Here is an 18,474-nt window from a genome sequence, read left to right as displayed (position 1 = left end):
CTAGCGATTGCCCGCATTCCGGAGAGATGTTTCTATGGATGGCATCATATCGGCGAAAAAACTTTCAAGTATCGGAGCCGCCTCATCGGATACGTCGTCATAAGATGCCGCAACAATAATCTCTGCCCCATCATCAGCCCTGCCCATAAGTTTGTTTCTGGCGAGAATCAGTTTGGCCAGATAGGGATTGGCGGTTTTTTCTTCACCAAGCCAATACCACCTCCATACCAGCAGCTTGGATGAGGATGATTGTATGAGGTTCTGATTAATTACCCCTTCGCCGGAGCCAAAGGATACAGTACGCGTGTCGTGCTTGACGTTCCGCCAATGGGATCGAGTTTCGGGATTACTTTGCGATTCATTTTCCGACTCATTTTCCAACGTAAGCACATTTTCCGAATTCACCAGCTCTTTCCCCTGCTGTTGATTTCGATAATAGGTAATGTATAGATCCACTGCTCTCTCCGGCCGTTTGCTATCGTTATAGTGTTGCAGGAGCTGGGTAGTTGCGCCAATGTATTGTGGCCTCCATTCAGAACCCCCCCTCGGGCTGATTTCCCATTTCTGCGAGAGACCGGCAATCTCGAGCTTAGGCATTGTATCGCTGCGGGAAAGCATGTTTTCGAGGTAAGCGGCATAAGCCGGCCAGATAAGTGCAACAGCAACGACCGCGGTGGCGGCGTAGATCAGGCTCTTGAGTGGAACGCCGCCCGGCGTCGGGTCCGATTCAGGCTCGAAGTGGGTCATCGGACCGGCAGATTTTGGCTCGTCCTCGCGCCAGAAGGATCCGATCCAGAATAATAAAAGCATCACGAAGCCAAAAAAAACCCAACCGTAGATCAGATGATCAATTCCCACGGCGAGACGCATATCGCTCAAATGACCCGTCATCACAATCATGTATGCGCGGATGCCGTTGGCGACCAAGGGCACTATCACCGACAATGCAATGAAGATCAGGCGGCGCTTCAGGCTTTGGTAGGTCAGATAAGCGTAAAGAGTACCCAGCGTAAAAGATGCGATCAGGTAGCGCAAGCCGCTGCAGGCTTCCACAACGGACCAGTTCCCGCTCGGGATGGTAAAAAAGCTGCCTTCACGATAAACCGGGATGCCCGTCAATTGTAATGCCGCCACGGTAAAGTCGGCGGTAAAGTCTATCAGGGGAGAAATAAGCGCCTCCCCAAACGGTACGGCAAGCAAGAGATAAGCTAACGGGAAAGCCAGTGCCCATACCATGCGGTTTCCAAGAATTGCCCAAACTGCGGCAGGGATCATCGCCACAAGGAAAATCTGCTCGAACACCTGAACGCTGGCGAGTATTGCAAGCAGCCAGCTAAAACCGATGGTGGCAAGCGCAGCCAGCCCAAACAGGTTCGGTTGAAGACTAAGGGCGCTGAGACGCTTGCGTTGCGTCCATATCAAATAAGCGCTGAAAGGAAAAATCAGAAAGCCATGAGCAAATGTATCGGATCGTGCCCAGATGGATACCATGGACCAGGTCGTTTTGTGGTAGCTCGCGAGAATGGCAACAATTGTAACGAGCGTTACGGCGACAGCTATTTTAAAACCGTGTTGATCCAGCGTTATCACGGGGTCATGCGTTAATTTTTGCGGCGTTTGAATATCCATGCCAATCATCTCCCGCCAATCTGAAGCAACTTTGCGGCCGGCCGGACCTCTTCATCAGAATAAATTGTTCGTGTCCGGGCAAGAAGCCTGTCGATGCCCCCCAGGCTTTTTTCCCAACTGTAGCATTCAAGCACACGATTCCTTGCAGCATGACCCATGGACGAATCCGATCCGTTGGCCAGCACCGCCAGAATGTGGGAGGCGAACTCACTACCATCGCTTGCTACGACCAGTTCCCGGCCGGGGCACGCGTGGATGCCTTCCATCGCCTGAGGGGAGATCACTGCAATTTTTTCCATCGCCATTGCTTCAAGCACTTTGTTTTGTATACCGCGGGCGATACGCAGCGGAACTACGACCAGGGAGGCATGGGCGAGAAAAGGCCGGACATCCGGTACCGATCCGGTTACCGTTACACCGGGCAGACTGGCTAAAGCGATTACTGCTGCGGTGGGACGCGCACCCACTATGTGAAACTCAACCATGGGTAATTGCGCGCGAACCTCGGAAAAAACCCGGCGCGCAAACCATTCCACGGCGTCAATATTGGCCCAATAGTCCATCGCGCCAGTGAAGACCAATGTAGGTAAACCGGCCGTGTAGGGATTTGAGTACGGCCGATGCGGTGAGAAATAGTCGGCATCGACGCCATTGTTGAAGTACGTAACCTTCTTCGCAGCTTCTGGCACGAGTTTTCCGAATAGGTCGGCTTCCGCCTGGGAAACGAATGTGGCGCAATCAAAATCTACAGCAACCTGCCGTTCGTAGCCAAGAAGCAATTTCGACTCGCGCCGATAAACCCGGTTCATCGGCCAGCGTGTGGCGTTTGCATATTGCCGCCATTTATCGGAATCAATATCGACGAAATCGACTATGCGGTGTGCGTTTCTCGCATGGCTGACGTATTGGGCCATGGCCGAGGAAAAAACCAGAATATTTCTGACCGGTCTCGTTTCAAGAATACTGTTTACCCAAGTTTGCAATCCCTTATCCCAATAATAGGGCAAGGTCAGAGGCCGCCCGGAAAAAAAACCGCGGAGGCTGCGTACACGCGCTACCTTTGGGGAGAGATCGATAAAACAGGTCTCGCCGCAGAGGCCTTTCACTTTATCGCGATACTTCCAGTCCCCGTCGTCATCAATAAAGGTACCGAGATGAATGCGATAGCGTTGACTCAAATGCCTGAGTAGATGATAAGAGCGTATTTTATCTCCCTTGTTCGGAGGATAAGGAAAGCGGTGGACGAGATAAAGAATTTCCTCCATTGTCAGCCCAGATTTTTCACGATATGCGGGCCGATGAGATTGGCAAGCCGCAGAGGCAGCTTCTGCCAAGCTTTGATGAACAGCCGGTACCGGGGATTGAGGGGATTGTGATCAGGCACTGCCTCAGACCCGTGTAGCTGGTATTCATAATAAAGTGGCGTGGGTTCGAACCCCCAGTTTTTCTTGAAATCGAAAGAGCCGGTATTGTGCTTGCTACGGCCGAAATCAAATGTTTTATATCCTCTTTCACAAGCACGGCGCATCAGTTCCCAATACATAAAGTCATTTCCCGCTACTTCCCGAGCTTCATGAGTACCGCCACCATAGTAGGGCAAGACCTCGTCTCGAAAATAAAAACTCATGACCCCGCTGACAATTTGCCCACCTTTTTCAATAATCATAAGTTCGCAATCCTGCCCGAACACCTCCTTGAGAAGACGGAAATAGCTTTTGGAAAACACTGGAGTACCAAGCCGGTGCACGCTTGCCGAATACGCCGAAAAAAAACGTAAGGTATCTTCATCTATGACGCTTTCCAGTCCAGCCTTGATACCCTTGCGTACCATTGCGCGCTGCTTGCGCGGGATGGCTTGCATGTTATCCTCCACTTCAGGGGCGATCTCTTTGCGGAAAGTCACATACAAGTCCTTGGTTGGCCATTGCGCATGCAGCGCTCTTAGATTGCGGTATTCCAGATAGTCCACTTGCAGCCGCGACGCGAGCGCCTGGGCTGCATGGTCGAGCGCTTGCCGCCCTGTTTCAGAAGTGGCAGCGATTCCGCCATATACACAAAATGGAAGTGAACTCAAGGAATGACCGAAAAGCCGGCTGTTAATCTCAGCTAAAGGCAGCACACCTTGAACCTGACCATCCAATTCCACATACAGGAACCATGTTTTATGCCCGAACGCACGTTCGATGACCGTTTGCCATCCGCTGCGGTGGAAAAAGGTCGCTTCGGGGCAGAGCGACACGAATTCGTCCCATCTTTTGGCCTGTTGTGGCTGAAGTAAATGCACAGATGGAGTATCAGCCCGAACGGAGGAGTGGCTGCGATTCTCCTGAGATGCGTCAATAGGACAACCCGTGCTGCTAATCAAGGAAAACCCGATCCATTCGATTCCAGTTGAAGTCACGGGTCAGTGCTTTGATCCGCTTTTCCATGCGGTGGAGATTGTAATAATGGCGGAAGCGCGTTTTCATACTGATACCTTTTTGACGCGGCTGTTGATGATCTATTTCCCAAGGATGGAAGTAGAAAATCGCAGAGCGCTGCTCCAGTTGATTCAGCCTTTTCAAAAACCATTTTGAAACGGGATAGGGCCAAAGCCTGAAATAGCCGCCGCCTCCGGCGGGAATATTTTGCCTGAACAGGCGCATTGTGGTGATGGGCAATTCCAGCAACCCACTGCCGCGGGGATAATATGCAAAACGGGGGGCATCGGGAATCCCATAATGATCGTGTCGAACTGGGTAAATGCTCGAGCTGTAACGGTAACCCGCCTCTTCAAGCAGATCCAGTGCCCATTGGTTATGCCGGCCTATGGAAAAACTGGGTGCACGGTACCCTAAAACCGCCTGGCCACCGATATCTTCCAAAATGGCTTTACTTCGGAGGATATCTTCACGAAATTCATCCGGATTTTGATCGGAAACACGGTAGTGAGCCCATCCATGGCTTGCAAGCTCGTGACCATTTGAAACGATGCGGCTTACCATTGCAGGATACCGGTCGGCGATCCATCCCAAGGTGAAAAACGTCGCTTTTGTGCCCTCTTCATCCAATAAAGCAAGGATGCGGTCAACATTGGACTCTACTCGGCAAGGTATGGATTCCCACCGTTCCCGAGCGATATACGGAGCGAATGCGGAAACCTGGAAATAGTCCTCCACATCGATCGTCATAGCGTTACGTATTGACGTCTGGGTCATCGGGAGGAATGCGTCCGGCGCGTAGACCACATCAAATCTTGTCCTTTTTAAGTTTTTTGCCCGGATCCGAAAGGGAGAGTATTTGCTTGAGCAACTCCAGCAACGAGACAACCGATTCCTCCAGCCTGGCAAGCCGGTTATCCGTATTTTCCATCTTGAGTAGAGATTCACTGCTCTCCGACACAGGTGTGCCAGGACTGTCGCCTGGCATGCGGACTGTGGCAGCCGGCACATCGAATTCCTGCTGAATATCACGAATAACTTCGTTAACTTCCGCGCTACTGAAACTGTGCAATTTTTCCAGGTAACCCATCAGCAGGAGGCGATCGCAAAGCCCATTTATTTTTCGGGGAATACCTGCTGTGTAATCATAAATGGCGCCAAAGGCATCCTCATCAAATGACGGATTTCCCTGCCAGCCTGCCGTCGTTAACCGATGTTCAATGTACGATTGTGTTTCGGCCAAGTCCATGGGCCCGAGGTGATACGTTGCAATCACTCTCTGGCGCAATTGCTGCATGTCGCGGCTCATTAGAGTTTCCCTGAACTCCGGCTGGCCAAGCAAAAAAGTTTGTAAGAGGGGCCTATCATCCGTTTGGAAATTGGAAAGCATTCTCAACTCTTCTACGGTCCGAGGAGAGAGATTCTGCGCTTCATCGACTACCAGGAGGGAGCGTTTTCCCTGCTGATCGCACTGACGAAAGAATTGTTCCAGCCCGATTAACAACGAAGCCTTGCTTAGATTTTCATAGGGCAACCCAAACGCCGCAGACACCATTCTCAACGTGTCGCCGGAATCCAGATCGGTATTTACAACCTGCGCAGGGAGAATCTTCTCGGAATCCAGCTTGCGAAAAAGATGCCGAACCAGTGTCGTTTTGCCCGCACCCACTTCGCCGGTAATGACAATAAAACCCTCTCCTTGGGCGAGTCCATACTCGAGATAGGCCATGGCGCGTTTATGACCCTTGCTACCGAAGAAAAAATTCGGATCGGGTTTTAATTGAAACGGTTTGACTCTGAAGCCATAGAATGATGAGTACATTCGATTATTTTCGCCAAGAAACTTCCGCTTTAAAAACTCATGTTCAGGGACGCAATAATGGCGTTCTCCCGGTAGTCTGCCCCGGGCTGATTGGAATTTCGTTCCTGATGCCGCACCTGAAGCGTTCCATTCAGATTAGGCCGGATTTGCGAGAATTGCCTGGACAAGCCGAGCGTGATCAGCCAAAAGTCATCCACTCTGCCGGCACCCAGAAAGCTGAATTTCGTGTACCCGAAATTGGCGTTGGCACTCGTCAATTGGCTAAGCCGGTAGCTCCATAATGCATTTGCACCGCGCTGCCTCGTGTGGTTAAGCAGTGCCAAATCTCCCGCCCCAACCAAACCGGCGTCGACCGAGTCTGGAGAGAATGCCTGGCGCGTCATATCGAATACTCTGAGCACAACAGTATTTCTTGCTCCATTCATCGCGACAGAAGCCTGTAGCATCTTCTGCAGGAAGAGGCGGTTGGTTAAAAAGTTGGTAGGACCAAAAAAAGAACCGGTCGCTCCGAGGCCAAGAATTGCGCCGCTAGCTTGCTGGATTGCGTCGGGGCTGAGAGTGGGATTTTGCGCCGCGAGGAGTTGGTTCAGCGATCCCCCGAAGCCGGCTGATGAACCAAGGCCAAGGCCAGCCTGCTGGTTGAAGGTTGTGATATCTTGGCTATAACTGACATCCCAGGCGGTCAAGCGGGTACGATGACTGGCCAGGGCTGAATAGGTGTTGCCGAAGAACCGTTGTCCGCCGTTCACAGCAATGTTCGTTCTTTCAGTGGGTGCCCATGCAAAACCAACCGTCCAGAGAGGTGCCGAGGGACTCCCTCTGATCGAAATAAAACTGTTTCTTTCGTAGCCACCGGTTGCGGTCAGGCCAAATTGCGGCGTTACCCGGTAACGAAGGTTACCGATCGTACGCTCCAGTTCGACTGACCGGCCGGTAGCGAAGTGGATCATTTGATTGCTGTAATTCACGCCCCACCCAAGCGTGTTGAAAGCGGTACCACTGTTGAGGCCAAGAAGGAAGCTATCCCCTTGGCTGTTAAAAAGCGAGTTTGCACTTGAATTGACTATATTGTGGATATAACGGAGTTCGGTTGATGCAAAGTTCTGAAAACGATGGCGCAGGTAGGGACTGACACTATAAAGGCTTACATTGGACCTGTTGCCTGTGACATTGACATTGTCAATCCCCTGCGGCCCAAGCAAGGAAGTATTCTGCTGTCTGATTGAAGCGCTTCCATCCACGAAAAACAGATCTTTCACCAGCTCGGCAGTCCCAATGGCGTTGAGTTGGTGCCTGATTCGGTTAAAATTACTGTTGTTGGCATAGATGAGATTGTTCAACGTGTAATCTATGTTGGCATTGAAGCGGTTTCCTATCCCGGTTACCGTTATACCCGGATTAGTCTGAGTGATGAAATCATCCGTTCCGGCCCCCCCTCCCAATCGCACGTTATCGCTATATGTTTCAACCAAATTCGTTCGACGAATTACCCTCCATTCAGCCGCATCCGAGTAGGAAGACAGTAATAACATTGCCGTTGCAGCCAGGTAAGCAGCCGGCAATAAATGCTTGTGAGAGCGCCAGTTTTCAGGCGCTCTCATGATAATAATAGCCGTAATATTCTCCGCCAGAAAATGATCTGGCCTTGTTATAGATCAGATTTACAACATCGCATGATTCTATCTGCCGGAGGGTTTCCTTGACGGCCTGTTGCGATGTCGTTTCAGCTTCCACTACCAGAACAATTTGCCCCATCTGAGTTGCCAGTACACGCGCCTCGCTCGTCAATAGTAATGGCGGGGAATCAAAAATAACGACGCGATCGGCATAACGTTCCGCCAGTTCTTTTAACAAATCATTCATGCTCTGGCTTGCTAACAGCTCGGTTGAATGCGAGTGTCTTCTCCCTGCCGTAAGAAGCGTGAGCTTTTCGATGTTCGTCTTAATCAGGACGTCCGCCAAATCGAGCTTTTCATCAATAAGGATATCCATTAAACCGCTCTCTGTCCCAAGTCCAAGAATTTTGGGTACCGTAGGGCGAGCCACATCAGCATCCACCAACAACACAGTGCGGTCCATTTCCATGGCGATGCTCATGGCCAGATTGACCGTACAAAAACTTTTCCCTTCCCCCGCAAGAGCGCTCGTGACCATGATCAGGTTTCCATTCTTGATCATTCCTGGTCCTCTGTTAAACGCATTCGTAAGTAGCGGCCGTTTGATTACACGGAATTGCTCGGCAATCTGTGTTCTTCCCTGGTCCGGCGTGACAATCCCATACTGCCGCATCTTCGCCAGATTTAGAGTAATCCGTCTTGACATCGGGGCAGAGGCCGGGGCCGTCGCCACTCCTGGAACCGGTACTGTGTCTTTTACCGAATCTGGTCCAGTCTGAACACCTTCGCTTGCCCTCGACTGAATGTCCATCTCATCGGAAAGCTCTCCGGAGCTGATGGAATTACTCGAAAGGAACGGCCCGCCACCACTCTCCTCTTTTTCGAGTTTAGCTGCGGCCTTCTCAATGATACTCATGCTTTCTCCGATTAAATCTACAAGGCACGATATGATGCAGAAGTGTTGGAATTTGCCGAGATGCAGATTCTGCAGAAATCAAAAACGACCCCGGCAGCCAAGCCGGTAAATTGCATGATTTCGTTGAATAAAAAGAGTAGGGGCTGATAAATGACTTTTCGAATACTCATCCATACGCTTAGTCGGCTTATGCATCAAGGATATATCCTATAGGGGCGAAGCCGGTGGAACCCTGCCTGGGGCGGCTAAAATTGCCGAGATCAAAGCAAGTGGGTTCTCAATTCCAGGTTAGGCCATTTTTACTAACAACGCGCCATATATGCCGAGTAAGGATAGTAATGAAAGGCCAAACGCATACAGCCGTTTCCTGCGCTTAATTTTTTCCTTACTGGTCCAAATCATTGGAATTGAACCCAATATCGGCCTTCCAGTTAATTCCCGCAGGCTAGCTTGACTATGAAACGTTGGCCGAACCTGGCTGATAACAAACGCGATTCCGATCCCTAATAATATGGCCCCAAGAAACACCAGAGAATATAGTTTGCCTCGATCGGGTCCCACCGGAATGTCGGGTACTGTTGGCGGATCGATAATCCTAAATGACATCAAATCCGTCGCGGAGCCCAGTTCGCCAGATATCTTCGCCGATTCGCGGCGTTCCAGAAGCTTTTCGTAATTGGCTTTGTTGACCTGGTAGTCGCGATTGAGTTGAGTAAGCTCCGCCTCTACTTGCGGCACTGCGTTGCTCAGGGATTTCAGCCGATTGTAGCGGAAAGTGTATTCCTCCACCCGAGCCTTCATGGACGCGACATCTGCTTCAGCTTCCGCCAGGGCCACATTGAGCTGTTGCAGCATGGGACTATAATTTTTCCCGGGATCGGCGCTATTTTTTGTTAGCTTAGCTTCTTCTTTCTTGCGCTCTTCAAGCTGGGCAACCAAACGCTTGGTTGAGATAATATCAGGATGCAGTTCCGTATAGTTTAGTCTGAGAGTGTCCAGATTCTTGTTCAATGCATCAATTCGAGAGTCAATCTCTACATTAACTATAGATGAGGGCGAGTCATTCTGATCCACCAGGAGTACGGGCTCGTCGCCGGTAATTTGCCTTTTGATCGCATCGCGAGCCTGCTCGGCTTCACGTAAATCCAGCCTGGTTTTGTTGAGATCTTCCTCTGCCTGAGATAGCTGGGCGTAATAATCGCTGCCTTGCTGAGGCATTAACCCAATATTCTTTTGTTTGAATGCCTTAAGATTATTTTCCCCGGCAATCAGCTTCTCCTCATAACTCTGGATCTGCTCGTCAATAAAGCGAATGGCGGACGAAGAATCTTTCTTATCCCCCAGACCCCCTTCGACAAAAATGGTTAATAACGATTGAACGATGTCTTTAGCAAGTTTAGGGTTTTGATTGTTATAGTGAATGGTAAAAAGGTTATCGCGACCAGCCGCCCCCAGCTGGATTTTTCCCATAAGCTCCTTGACCAGCTTTTCCTGCTCCTTTACATCCTTGACCTTGATATCCAGATCAACCATGCGCACCACTCTTTCCACGTTGGGGCGGCTGATCAAGGTTCGGCTCATGATGGAAACCTGCTGTTGCAGATCAGGGGAAATTGTCATACCAGCCATTAATGGCTTCAATACATTTTGTGTATCGACATAAATTCTGGCGGAAGCCTGATAATCATCAGGCAGCTTGTAAACAATAACCCAGCCTGCAATGGCGACGATCCAGGCTGCACTTACCGCAATCCAGCGATATTTCCACACCCCTTTCAGGTAAACAAGCAGCTGGGTTGTCAGCTCCTCCATATTTCAATTGGCCTTATAGATGGGGTAATCACTTAAGCTGTCGCCATTACTCCGGAATGTCAAAATTTCCGAAAGTGTGCTCTTGCAATACTTTCGCGGAAAGCTGATAGACGAGGTTAATCCCGATTGATCCACGCTCCTGCGTACCGTCATGCCTGCAAGGTGAAACGGATGCTTGCGTTTTGTAATCCGGGGAATGAGATACGGATGCTTTTCTGATTGAATGTACTCAGACCATCTGTTGAAAAGCCCCAGGCTTGCCGTAGAAATCCGATAAATTAGGGGCATGATGTTTGAATAGCCTTTTTTTTGCGCATGCAAGACTGCCCCTGCCGGAATCTCTAATGGCGCGACCAGAAACATACTGCGCTTTGTGAAGTAGACTGAACCAAGCCAGTCATCCCAATGTAAATCAAAAAAAGCTTTCTGGAATGACGAGAACATCCCCTTGACGCATGGGTACATTTGCGGAAATATCTCCATTCCTGATCAGATCATCCAATCTAACACTAAATTGTTGCTGTTTCCCATCCACGTTCCGAATGATCCTGGCCTTGTTGCCTGCAGCAAAATCGGTGATGCCGCCCACCGCGATCAATACATCCATCAACGTCATTTCTTCCCGGTAGGGGAGTGCCTGAGGCTTGGTAGCCTCGCCTATAACCCGTATTTGCTCCATGTATGGCCCCACAAACTCGGTCACGACGACAGTGACGACCGGCTGCTGGATGTACTTGGATAAGGCTTGTTCAATATCCCGCGCCAGCTGCGTCGAGGTTTTTCCACTGGCGGGCAGATCCTCCACCAGCGGTGTAGTGATTTTTCCATCGGGACGCACGGGCACCGCCATGGAAACCTCCGGATTGCGCCAGACAATAACGTCCACGTTGTCCCCGGGGCCAATGAGATAATCGTGCGAGATATACTTTTCGTCAGGGCTAAGAGCTGGGTAGGTTTTGCAACCGCCAAGGAAGAGGATAGGAAATATGACGGCAAGACAGGCCAGCCATTTCAAAATACTCAAGTGCAGAGCGTTCACTAATTTTCCTTTTTGCTATATGAAAGAGGCGGTCCGATCTATGCGATGGGGGCTGGTTTTATCGGAAAATAAAGATGCTATAAGTCAGCCTCTCTGTCAAGAGACTATTGATTTGTTGTGTTTTTTGCAACACATGACACCGATGCAGCATCTGCAGATTTCATTTGCAAGTGTATGCGCGATCCCGCAGTCAAACAAAAATCCAGCTTCAGAATCAAAAAATTCTTCTCGTAAACTTCTTCTCATAAACGTAAGGCAACTGTCTGAAGCACTTATCGCTTATATAGGTTGCTGGTTGAGCTATTTTCTCATCGCGAACCGCATCGTATCAGCATCAGCATCGGCATCAAATTGGACTTTAGTACACTCACTTGCACCGGTCTATAGTCCGTTGGGGGCAGTTTACCCGTCCACTCACTTTGCCGTCTTCCGAAGTGGCGGCTAAACGCGACGTTTATTGTGATTTTGCAATGCCCATCGGACATGTTCGCGCACAAGTGATGAAACATCGTCGCGCCGCCCCTGCAATGCATCAACCACGGCAGGCGAGGTCGGCGCATTACCTAGTCCTACCGCCAGGTTGCGCAGCCATTGCTCGTGGCCAATGCGGCGAATTGGGCTGCCAGCAAGCCGAGTATCGAACTCTTCTTTATTCCACGAAAATAACTCGACCAGCGATATGTCGTCCAGGCCGTTGCGCACGGCGAAGTCAGCTTCAACGGTTTTGACCGCGAACTTGTTCCACGGGCAGATCAGTTGGCAGTCATCGCAGCCATATACCCGATTGCCTATCAATGGACGCAGCGCTTCCGGAATGCTGCCCTTGTGTTCGATGGTAAGGTAGGAGATGCAACGTCTGGCATCCAGTCGGTAGGGCGCAACAATTGCGTGGGTGGGGCAAATATCGATGCACCTCGTGCAGCTTCCACAATAATTTCCTATGGGGCTGTCCACAGTCACAGGCGTATCAGTATATATTTCGCCCAGAAAGAACATGGACCCGGCCTCACGCGAAATCAGCAGGGTATGCTTGCCACGCCATCCCACACCTGATTTCTGAGCCCATTCTACCTCCATGACGGGGGCACTATCCGTGAATACGCGGTAGTTGGAGTGCTCCACCTCCGCGGCTATCCTGTCGGCAAGTTTTTGTAAACGCGTACGCAATACCTTGTGATAATCACGCCCGAGCGCATAGCGTGATACAAATGCCTTGTCGCCATTGCCGATCACCTGCCAACTGTCCTTCGCCACAGGCATATAATTCATGCATACAGAGATTATCCGCAACGTGCCAGGGATGAGTTCCGCGGGGCGGGTGCGCCGGGTGCCATGTTTCGCCATATAATCCATCTCGCCTTGATAACCCTTGTTCAGCCATTGCTCCAAACCGTATTCAGATTGGCTCATGTCGGCGTTGGCATCCGCGATTCGGATCTCTTGAAAACCCAACTCTCTGCCCCAGGCTTTGATCGCTCCGGCAAGCCGGGCAAAGTCCGGAGCGGAGTCCCGGGCGTTTTTCAATGGATTTTCTGAGATTTTCTTCTGCATAACTCACATCATACCGGGTCTCACGCGATGCATCACTCCGATCACGTTCACTTTACCCATCATCTTTCCGGCGAAGCCGCGACACTCGCGCTTGGCGCGGAAATCGCAACGGGTTTGCATCCCGGCCTCATCATTTTTCTGAGCGGCAACCTTGGCGCAGGCAAAACCACGCTGGTTCGGGGTATCCTGCGCGGCCTGGGTTATAAGGAAAAAGTAAAAAGCCCCACCTATAATTTAATTGAAGTTTATAAAATTTCTAAGTTATACTTGTATCACTTTGATTTTTATCGTTTTGAAAATCCCCACGAATGGGAAGAAGCAGGTTTCCGCGAATACTTCAATACAGACTCGATCTGTGTAGTGGAGTGGGCCGAAAAGGTGGGAGGGTTATTGCCCACCGCGGATTTAAGGTTTTTTATTCATATTGCTGAAGCAGGCCGCGATGTCGAAATTCACGCAGACACGGAGGCAGGCAGACTGTGCTTGAAACGTTGGCAAGCCGCCCTGAAAGGGTCGGATTTCCTAAATCCCTAATCCAGGCATTGTTCTATTGCCGGAACAACACCGTTCCATCGCTACCCGTCATCTATCTATCTATGGCGGCGCTCCTGTTCCTGTCATTTAAAAACCTCGTCTTTGCCGGTACGCCAGCTAGCGCGACGGCCGGCAACACGGTCAGTTCGGTTCGAGTCTGGCCCGCACCGGAGTATACACGCCTCACATTGGAGTCGGCCCTGCCCATACAGTACTCGCTGAGTACCGTTAAGGGCCCGGACCGCGTGGTGGTTGACCTGGACCAGATCGCGCTTACGCCGGAGCTCGAAAAGCTCCCCGATAAAATCGATGCGTCCGATCCATATATTCGCGCGGTCCGTATAGGCCGATATAAGCCCGGCATAGTCAGACTGGTGCTGGACCTCAAGACCGAGGCGATACCCCAGGCATTCGTGCTCAAACCGGTGGGCAATTATGGCCACCGGCTGGTGCTGGACGTTTATCCGGTCGTTCCACCAGATCCGCTCATGGCTCTCCTTAATGAAAATGCCACAGCGGCTACTCAGGCTGATTCGAAGGCAGATCTGAAGGCCGATAACAGCCCGATCATTAGTGGCGGCACCCTCGCCCGGGGCATAACAGCCTCGAAAAAAAACAAACCCGAGATGACGCGCCTCATTACCGTCGCCATTGACCCTGGCCACGGTGGCGAAGATCCCGGTGCAATAAGCCGCAGCGGTACTCATGAGAAACATATCACTCTGGCGATCGCAAAGAAACTCAAAGCCAAAATAGACAAGGAACCCAACATGCGCGCAGCACTTACCCGGGATGGAGATTATTTTATTTCTCTGCCGACGCGGTTAGTGAAAGCACGTCAGTTGAATGCCGATTTATTTGTATCGGTGCATGCGGATGCGTTCATCAAACCGCATGCGCGCGGTTCTTCGGTGTTTGCGCTATCTGAGCGTGGCGCGACCTCCGCTGCCGCGCGCTGGCTCGCAAAAAAAGAAAACCAGGCAGACTTGATCGGCGGGGTCAATCTGGATATCAAGGATCCCTATCTCAAGCAAACGTTGCTGGATTTATCGCAAACCGCGACAATCAACGATAGCCTCAAGCTCGGCAGAGAGGTACTGTCGGAGATCGGCGATATCAACCATTTGCATAAGAGCGATGTGGAACAGGCAGGATTTGCCGTGCTCAAATCGCCGGATATTCCTTCCATTCTGGTGGAAACCGCTTTCATCAGTAATCCCGATGAAGAGAAGAAGCTGAGAGATACCGCCTATCAGGACAAATTGGCTGAAGCCATACTCGCAGGCATCAAGCGCTATTTCGCGAATAACCCACCCCTGTCCCGGTCGAGAATGGTATCGCTCGAGTGATATCTGCCTTGGCTGGCAAACCGCTTGCATACTGTTAGCAAAGAATTTTTGTACTCAATAGACGGACGGCAGGAGAAGACAGGAGACAGGGCGGTTGAGGGGTGTTTGGCCCGTTGCGCCTGTTATCTCATAGAGCCGCAGCGAGCAGCACAGCCTGAACAATGATGTGTGGTTTTAACTTTCTACTTCTCGCTCATTTTCAGCAAAAGTTATTGGCGAATCTCTTCAATGGTCCCCATGTGAAAGCCTAGTTTGCCTTGCCGCCGCTCTTCGAAGTAACGTTTCAGCGGCTCCCGTATAACGCGGAAAGCCAGCTTATCCCATGGAATCTCTTCCTCACTGAAAAGCCTGACATCCAGGCTCTCAAGCCCGGGTTTGAAATCCAGGTCCAGCAACCGCGCGCGAAACAGTACATGCACTTGGTTGATATGGGGCAAACTGTAAATCGCGTAGAGGTTCCCCATTTGCACTCGGGCATTTGCCTCCTCCAATGTTTCCCGTTCGGCTCCCTGGCCAAGCGTCTCAGCATTTTCCATGAACCCGGAAGGCACAGTCCACAAGCCGTGGCGAGGCTCGATGGCCCGGCGGCACAGCAGTATTTTATCTTCCCATTCCGGTATGCAACCCACCACTATCTTCGGATTCTGATAATGAATAACGCTGCATGCGGGACATACGTAGCGGGGCAGCGTGTCGCCTTGGGGAACACGCAATTCCACCCGAGTGGCACAGTTACTACAATATCTCATGAGGGTGTCTCATAACGTTTTAACTGAAAGCAATAATGGCACAAGTGTTTCATGGTTTATATTGGCTCATGACAAAAGCGGCAACTTGAATTCTTCAGCTTGAAGGCGCTGCTTTTCTGAACGGTATGCTATCGTTCAGTTCGTCTACATAATGATCGAGGTGTTGTGCCTCTGTTTGGAGATAATTCCCAATAGCGGCGGCCAGTTGCGGATGTGCGAGCCAGTGGGCTGACCAGGTGCGCACCGGAAGAAATCCCCGGGCAAGCTTATGCTCCCCCTGGGCTCCTCCCTCAAACAAGCTGATCCGGTGTGCGATGCAGAATTCGATGGCCTGATAGTAACAAGTTTCGAAATGCAGCCCTGAAACAAACTCCTGTGTGCCCCAGTAACGCCCGTACAGTGCCCGGGAATTTATAAAATTCAACGCGGCTGCAATAGGCTGATTACCACGCAGCGCCAGAATCAGCAGCAGGTTTTCCGGCATGCTCTGACTGAGCCGCAAAAAGAATTCCAGATTGAGATAGGGACTCGAATAATGATCGCGGTATGTCTTGTTATAACAATCGATAAAGAAACGCCAGTGATCAGGAGTGGCCTCATGCCCGGTTAGCCATTGAAAATGGATGTCTGATTCATGTAATTTTCTACGCTCCTGGCGGATTTTCTTGCGTTTGCTGTGACTCATGCCCTTCAAGAATTCTTCGAAACTTTCAAAACCCGTTCCTGCCTGGTTCTTCCAATGAAACTGGACACCCTGCCGCAGCATCATTCCGGCTCGAGCCATTTCTTCTGCTTCATCCTCTGGCAGGAAAAGACAGTGGAAAGACGAAGCCCCGTACCCCGCATTTTTACCCTGAGCCAATTTCAACGCGGCCATAACAAGCAAGGCGCGATGCTCCGCCGTCCGTGCCAGCAGTCGCCGTCCCGTCACGGGACTAAAAGGCACCGCACTCAGCAGTTTTGGATAATACGAAACCCCACAGCGCCGATAAGCATCCGCCCAGGCCCAGTCAAATACATATTCTCCGTATGAGTGAGTTTTCACATAAAGCGGCAATGCGCCACGCAGCGTGCTTCCCTCCCATAACGTAATGAACTTTGGCGACCAACCGCTTTTTTCCGATGCGCATTCCGATTTATGAAGAGCGGAAAAGAATTCGTGGCGCAGGAACGGATCGTCCCCAGCCAGGGTATTCCACGCTGTAACAGGAATATCGTCGAGGCAATGGATTATTTGGATGTCGAGTTCTGAATTCATGAAAAATCACTGCTCCGCACGACAGGCGTGCTGGAACAGCGCTTCTTTCCTTCTGGTATATTTACCAAAATGTTAACTCAAAATCGTCGAACTCAAGCAGACTCACCCACATGAAACTCGCCATTGCCCAGATCAATTGCATCGTCGGCGACCTCAGCGGCAACGTCCGGAAGATACTTGATTACGCCGATCAGGCAAAGAAGTCTGGAGCGGCTTTGATGATTACCCCCGAGTTGGCACTTTCGGGCTACCCCCCGGAAGACCTGTTATTGCGCAATGGGTTCCGCGGCGCATGCAGAGATGTGCTAGCGGATCTCGCCAAAAAAATAGATGGGATCACGTTGCTGCTAGGCCATCCACATCTTGTCGACAACAAACTCTACAATGCGGCATCGGTGGTACGCGAGGGCAAAATCATTGCGACATATCTGAAGAATCAGCTTCCCAATGACAGCGTATTTGACGAGCGGCGCTATTTCCAGCCTGGATCCGATCCCTGCGTATTTGAATTGGATGGGATGAGATTCGGCATCAATATCTGCCAGGATATTTGGGAAGAAGGCACCGCCTCTCGCGCCAGGAAAGCGGGGGCAGACATATTGCTCGTGCTGAATTCTTCCCCCTACCACATGCGCAAGCAAAACTTGCGATATAAGATCGTTCGTCAGCGCATCCGCGAAACGGCAATGCCCATTATTTATGCCAATCTGGTGGGGGGGCAGGATGAGCTGATATTCGACGGTGCATCCTTTGCCATGAATGGCGAAGGCGAACTGACTCATCAATTCGATGAGTTCAAGGAAAGGCTCAGCCTGATCGAACTGCAAGGTGCTACTCTTGTAAGCGGGTATATTGCGCCGACCCAAACCGTGGAAGCCAGCGTTTACCAGGCGCTGTGTCTCGGCATCAGGGACTATGTCGGGAAAAATGGGATACCCGGCGTAGTGTTGGGGTTGTCCGGCGGGGTCGACTCGGCACTCACCATGACCATCGCGGTAGACGCGTTGGGTGCCGATAAAGTTGAGGCGGTAATGATGCCCTCACGATTTACGGCCGACATAAGCTTGCTCGACGCGCGTGCTATGGCCGATACATTGGGTGTACGCTACAGTGAATTTGCCATCGACGCGATTTTTAACGAATTTCAAGATACCCTGGCTGGGAAATTCCTGGCGCCGCCCAAACTTGGTGGCCCCGATCTCACCGAGGAGAACTTGCAGGCACGCATACGCGGCACGCTATTGATGGCATTATCGAACAAATATGGCTCGATCGTGCTCACGACCGGCAATAAATCGGAAATGGCTGTAGGATACTGTACCTTATACGGCGATATGGCCGGCGGCTTTGCGATACTGAAAGACATCCCCAAAACCATGGTCTATCAGCTCTGCCACTACCGCAATAATTTATCGGAGGTTATTCCGGCGCGGGTCATCACTCGCGCACCCTCTGCTGAATTGCGTCCCGACCAGACCGATCAGGATAATCTTCCTCCCTATGATGTACTCGATGGCATCGTGGAAGCTTATGTGGAACGGAATTTATCGCTACGCGAAATTTTGGGAATGAATTATGCGGAAGCCGACGTGCGGCGGGTAGTGTATTTAATTCGCCAGAACGAATATAAGCGCCGCCAGTCTCCACCCGGCGTCCGCGTCACCCAACGGGGGTTCGGCAAGGATTGGCGTTACCCGATTACAGCAAAGTATCGGGACGAGTTTTAGCGTGCTACTCATGCAATGGAAGTGGAGCAAGCGCCGTTTCAAGAAGGCCGCC

Annotated in this window: 16 protein-coding genes; 3 read left to right on the top strand and 13 right to left on the bottom strand. The window is 51.0% G+C overall.

Features of this window, described 5'->3' with window-relative positions; translation table 11 throughout:
• The 11 genes from xrtA to queG form a co-directional block, all read right to left on the bottom strand.
• A complete protein-coding gene (xrtA, locus tag BMX00_RS00495) occupies positions 1-1,629 on the bottom strand; it encodes an exosortase A (protein WP_090825776.1) in 1,629 nt (542 codons plus the stop codon).
• A 5-nt stretch (positions 1,630-1,634) separates the two neighbouring features.
• Positions 1,635-2,894, bottom strand: coding sequence for a TIGR03087 family PEP-CTERM/XrtA system glycosyltransferase (locus tag BMX00_RS00490; protein WP_090825773.1), 1,260 nt, complete (start codon positions 2,892-2,894; stop codon positions 1,635-1,637).
• A 2-nt stretch (positions 2,895-2,896) separates the two neighbouring features.
• Positions 2,897-3,913, bottom strand: a complete 1,017-nt coding sequence (locus BMX00_RS00485) for a FemAB family XrtA/PEP-CTERM system-associated protein (protein WP_245727464.1) — start codon at positions 3,911-3,913, stop codon at positions 2,897-2,899.
• Positions 3,914-3,986: 73 nt separating this feature from the next.
• The gene (locus BMX00_RS00480) at positions 3,987-4,826 is read right to left on the bottom strand and encodes an XrtA system polysaccharide deacetylase (protein ID WP_090826803.1); all 840 of its coding nucleotides are present in this window, start codon (positions 4,824-4,826) and stop codon (positions 3,987-3,989) included.
• A 31-nt stretch (positions 4,827-4,857) separates the two neighbouring features.
• Positions 4,858-5,871 carry an XrtA/PEP-CTERM system-associated ATPase gene (locus BMX00_RS00475; RefSeq protein ID WP_090825770.1) on the bottom strand — a complete coding sequence of 338 codons (1,014 nt, stop codon included), beginning with the start codon at positions 5,869-5,871 and terminating at the stop codon, positions 4,858-4,860.
• 29 nt (positions 5,872-5,900) lie between these two features.
• Positions 5,901-7,472 (bottom strand): TIGR03016 family PEP-CTERM system-associated outer membrane protein, encoded by a 1,572-nt coding sequence (locus BMX00_RS00470; RefSeq protein ID WP_090825767.1) that lies wholly within the window; start codon positions 7,470-7,472, stop codon positions 5,901-5,903.
• Positions 7,459-8,403, bottom strand: coding sequence for an XrtA-associated tyrosine autokinase (locus BMX00_RS00465; protein WP_090825764.1), 945 nt, complete (start codon positions 8,401-8,403; stop codon positions 7,459-7,461). Before BMX00_RS00465 ends, BMX00_RS00470 begins: the two co-directional genes overlap by 14 nt.
• A gap of 288 nt (positions 8,404-8,691) precedes the next feature.
• Positions 8,692-10,215 (bottom strand): XrtA system polysaccharide chain length determinant, encoded by a 1,524-nt coding sequence (locus BMX00_RS00460; RefSeq protein WP_090825761.1) that lies wholly within the window; start codon positions 10,213-10,215, stop codon positions 8,692-8,694.
• Between the two features lie 3 nt (positions 10,216-10,218).
• A complete protein-coding gene (locus tag BMX00_RS00455; protein ID WP_143053014.1) occupies positions 10,219-10,578 on the bottom strand; it encodes a hypothetical protein in 360 nt (119 codons plus the stop codon).
• A 49-nt stretch (positions 10,579-10,627) separates the two neighbouring features.
• Entirely contained in the window at positions 10,628-11,254 is a 627-nt protein-coding gene (locus tag BMX00_RS00450) for an XrtA/PEP-CTERM system exopolysaccharide export protein (protein ID WP_090825756.1), read from the bottom strand.
• A gap of 441 nt (positions 11,255-11,695) precedes the next feature.
• On the bottom strand, positions 11,696-12,805 hold the full coding sequence (queG, locus tag BMX00_RS00445) for a tRNA epoxyqueuosine(34) reductase QueG (RefSeq protein WP_090825754.1): 1,110 nt from the start codon (positions 12,803-12,805) through the stop codon (positions 11,696-11,698).
• A 27-nt stretch (positions 12,806-12,832) separates the two neighbouring features.
• On the opposite strand from queG, the gene tsaE reads away from it, so the two are divergent.
• Positions 12,833-13,339, top strand: a complete 507-nt coding sequence (tsaE, locus tag BMX00_RS00440; RefSeq protein WP_090825751.1) for a tRNA (adenosine(37)-N6)-threonylcarbamoyltransferase complex ATPase subunit type 1 TsaE — start codon at positions 12,833-12,835, stop codon at positions 13,337-13,339.
• Complete coding sequence (locus BMX00_RS00435; protein WP_425433849.1) at positions 13,285-14,688, top strand: N-acetylmuramoyl-L-alanine amidase; 1,404 nt, start codon at positions 13,285-13,287, stop codon at positions 14,686-14,688. Before tsaE ends, BMX00_RS00435 begins: the two co-directional genes overlap by 55 nt.
• A gap of 209 nt (positions 14,689-14,897) precedes the next feature.
• On the opposite strand, the gene BMX00_RS00430 is transcribed toward BMX00_RS00435, so the two are convergent.
• Both BMX00_RS00430 and BMX00_RS00425 read right to left on the bottom strand, forming a co-directional pair.
• The gene (locus BMX00_RS00430; RefSeq protein WP_090825745.1) at positions 14,898-15,437 is read right to left on the bottom strand and encodes an NUDIX hydrolase; all 540 of its coding nucleotides are present in this window, start codon (positions 15,435-15,437) and stop codon (positions 14,898-14,900) included.
• Between the two features lie 94 nt (positions 15,438-15,531).
• Positions 15,532-16,695 carry a GNAT family N-acetyltransferase gene (locus tag BMX00_RS00425; RefSeq protein WP_090825742.1) on the bottom strand — a complete coding sequence of 388 codons (1,164 nt, stop codon included), beginning with the start codon at positions 16,693-16,695 and terminating at the stop codon, positions 15,532-15,534.
• A gap of 110 nt (positions 16,696-16,805) precedes the next feature.
• Between BMX00_RS00425 and BMX00_RS00420 the strand changes: the two genes are divergently transcribed.
• Positions 16,806-18,422, top strand: coding sequence for an NAD+ synthase (locus tag BMX00_RS00420; RefSeq protein ID WP_090825739.1), 1,617 nt, complete (start codon positions 16,806-16,808; stop codon positions 18,420-18,422).
• Positions 18,423-18,474: the final 52 nt, after the last annotated feature.

The organism is Nitrosovibrio tenuis (assembly GCF_900109785.1).
GTDB lineage: Bacteria > Pseudomonadota > Gammaproteobacteria > Burkholderiales > Nitrosomonadaceae > Nitrosospira > Nitrosospira tenuis_A.
Note: the sequence above shows the minus strand (reverse complement) of the source record. Positions and strands in the feature narration are given on the sequence as shown.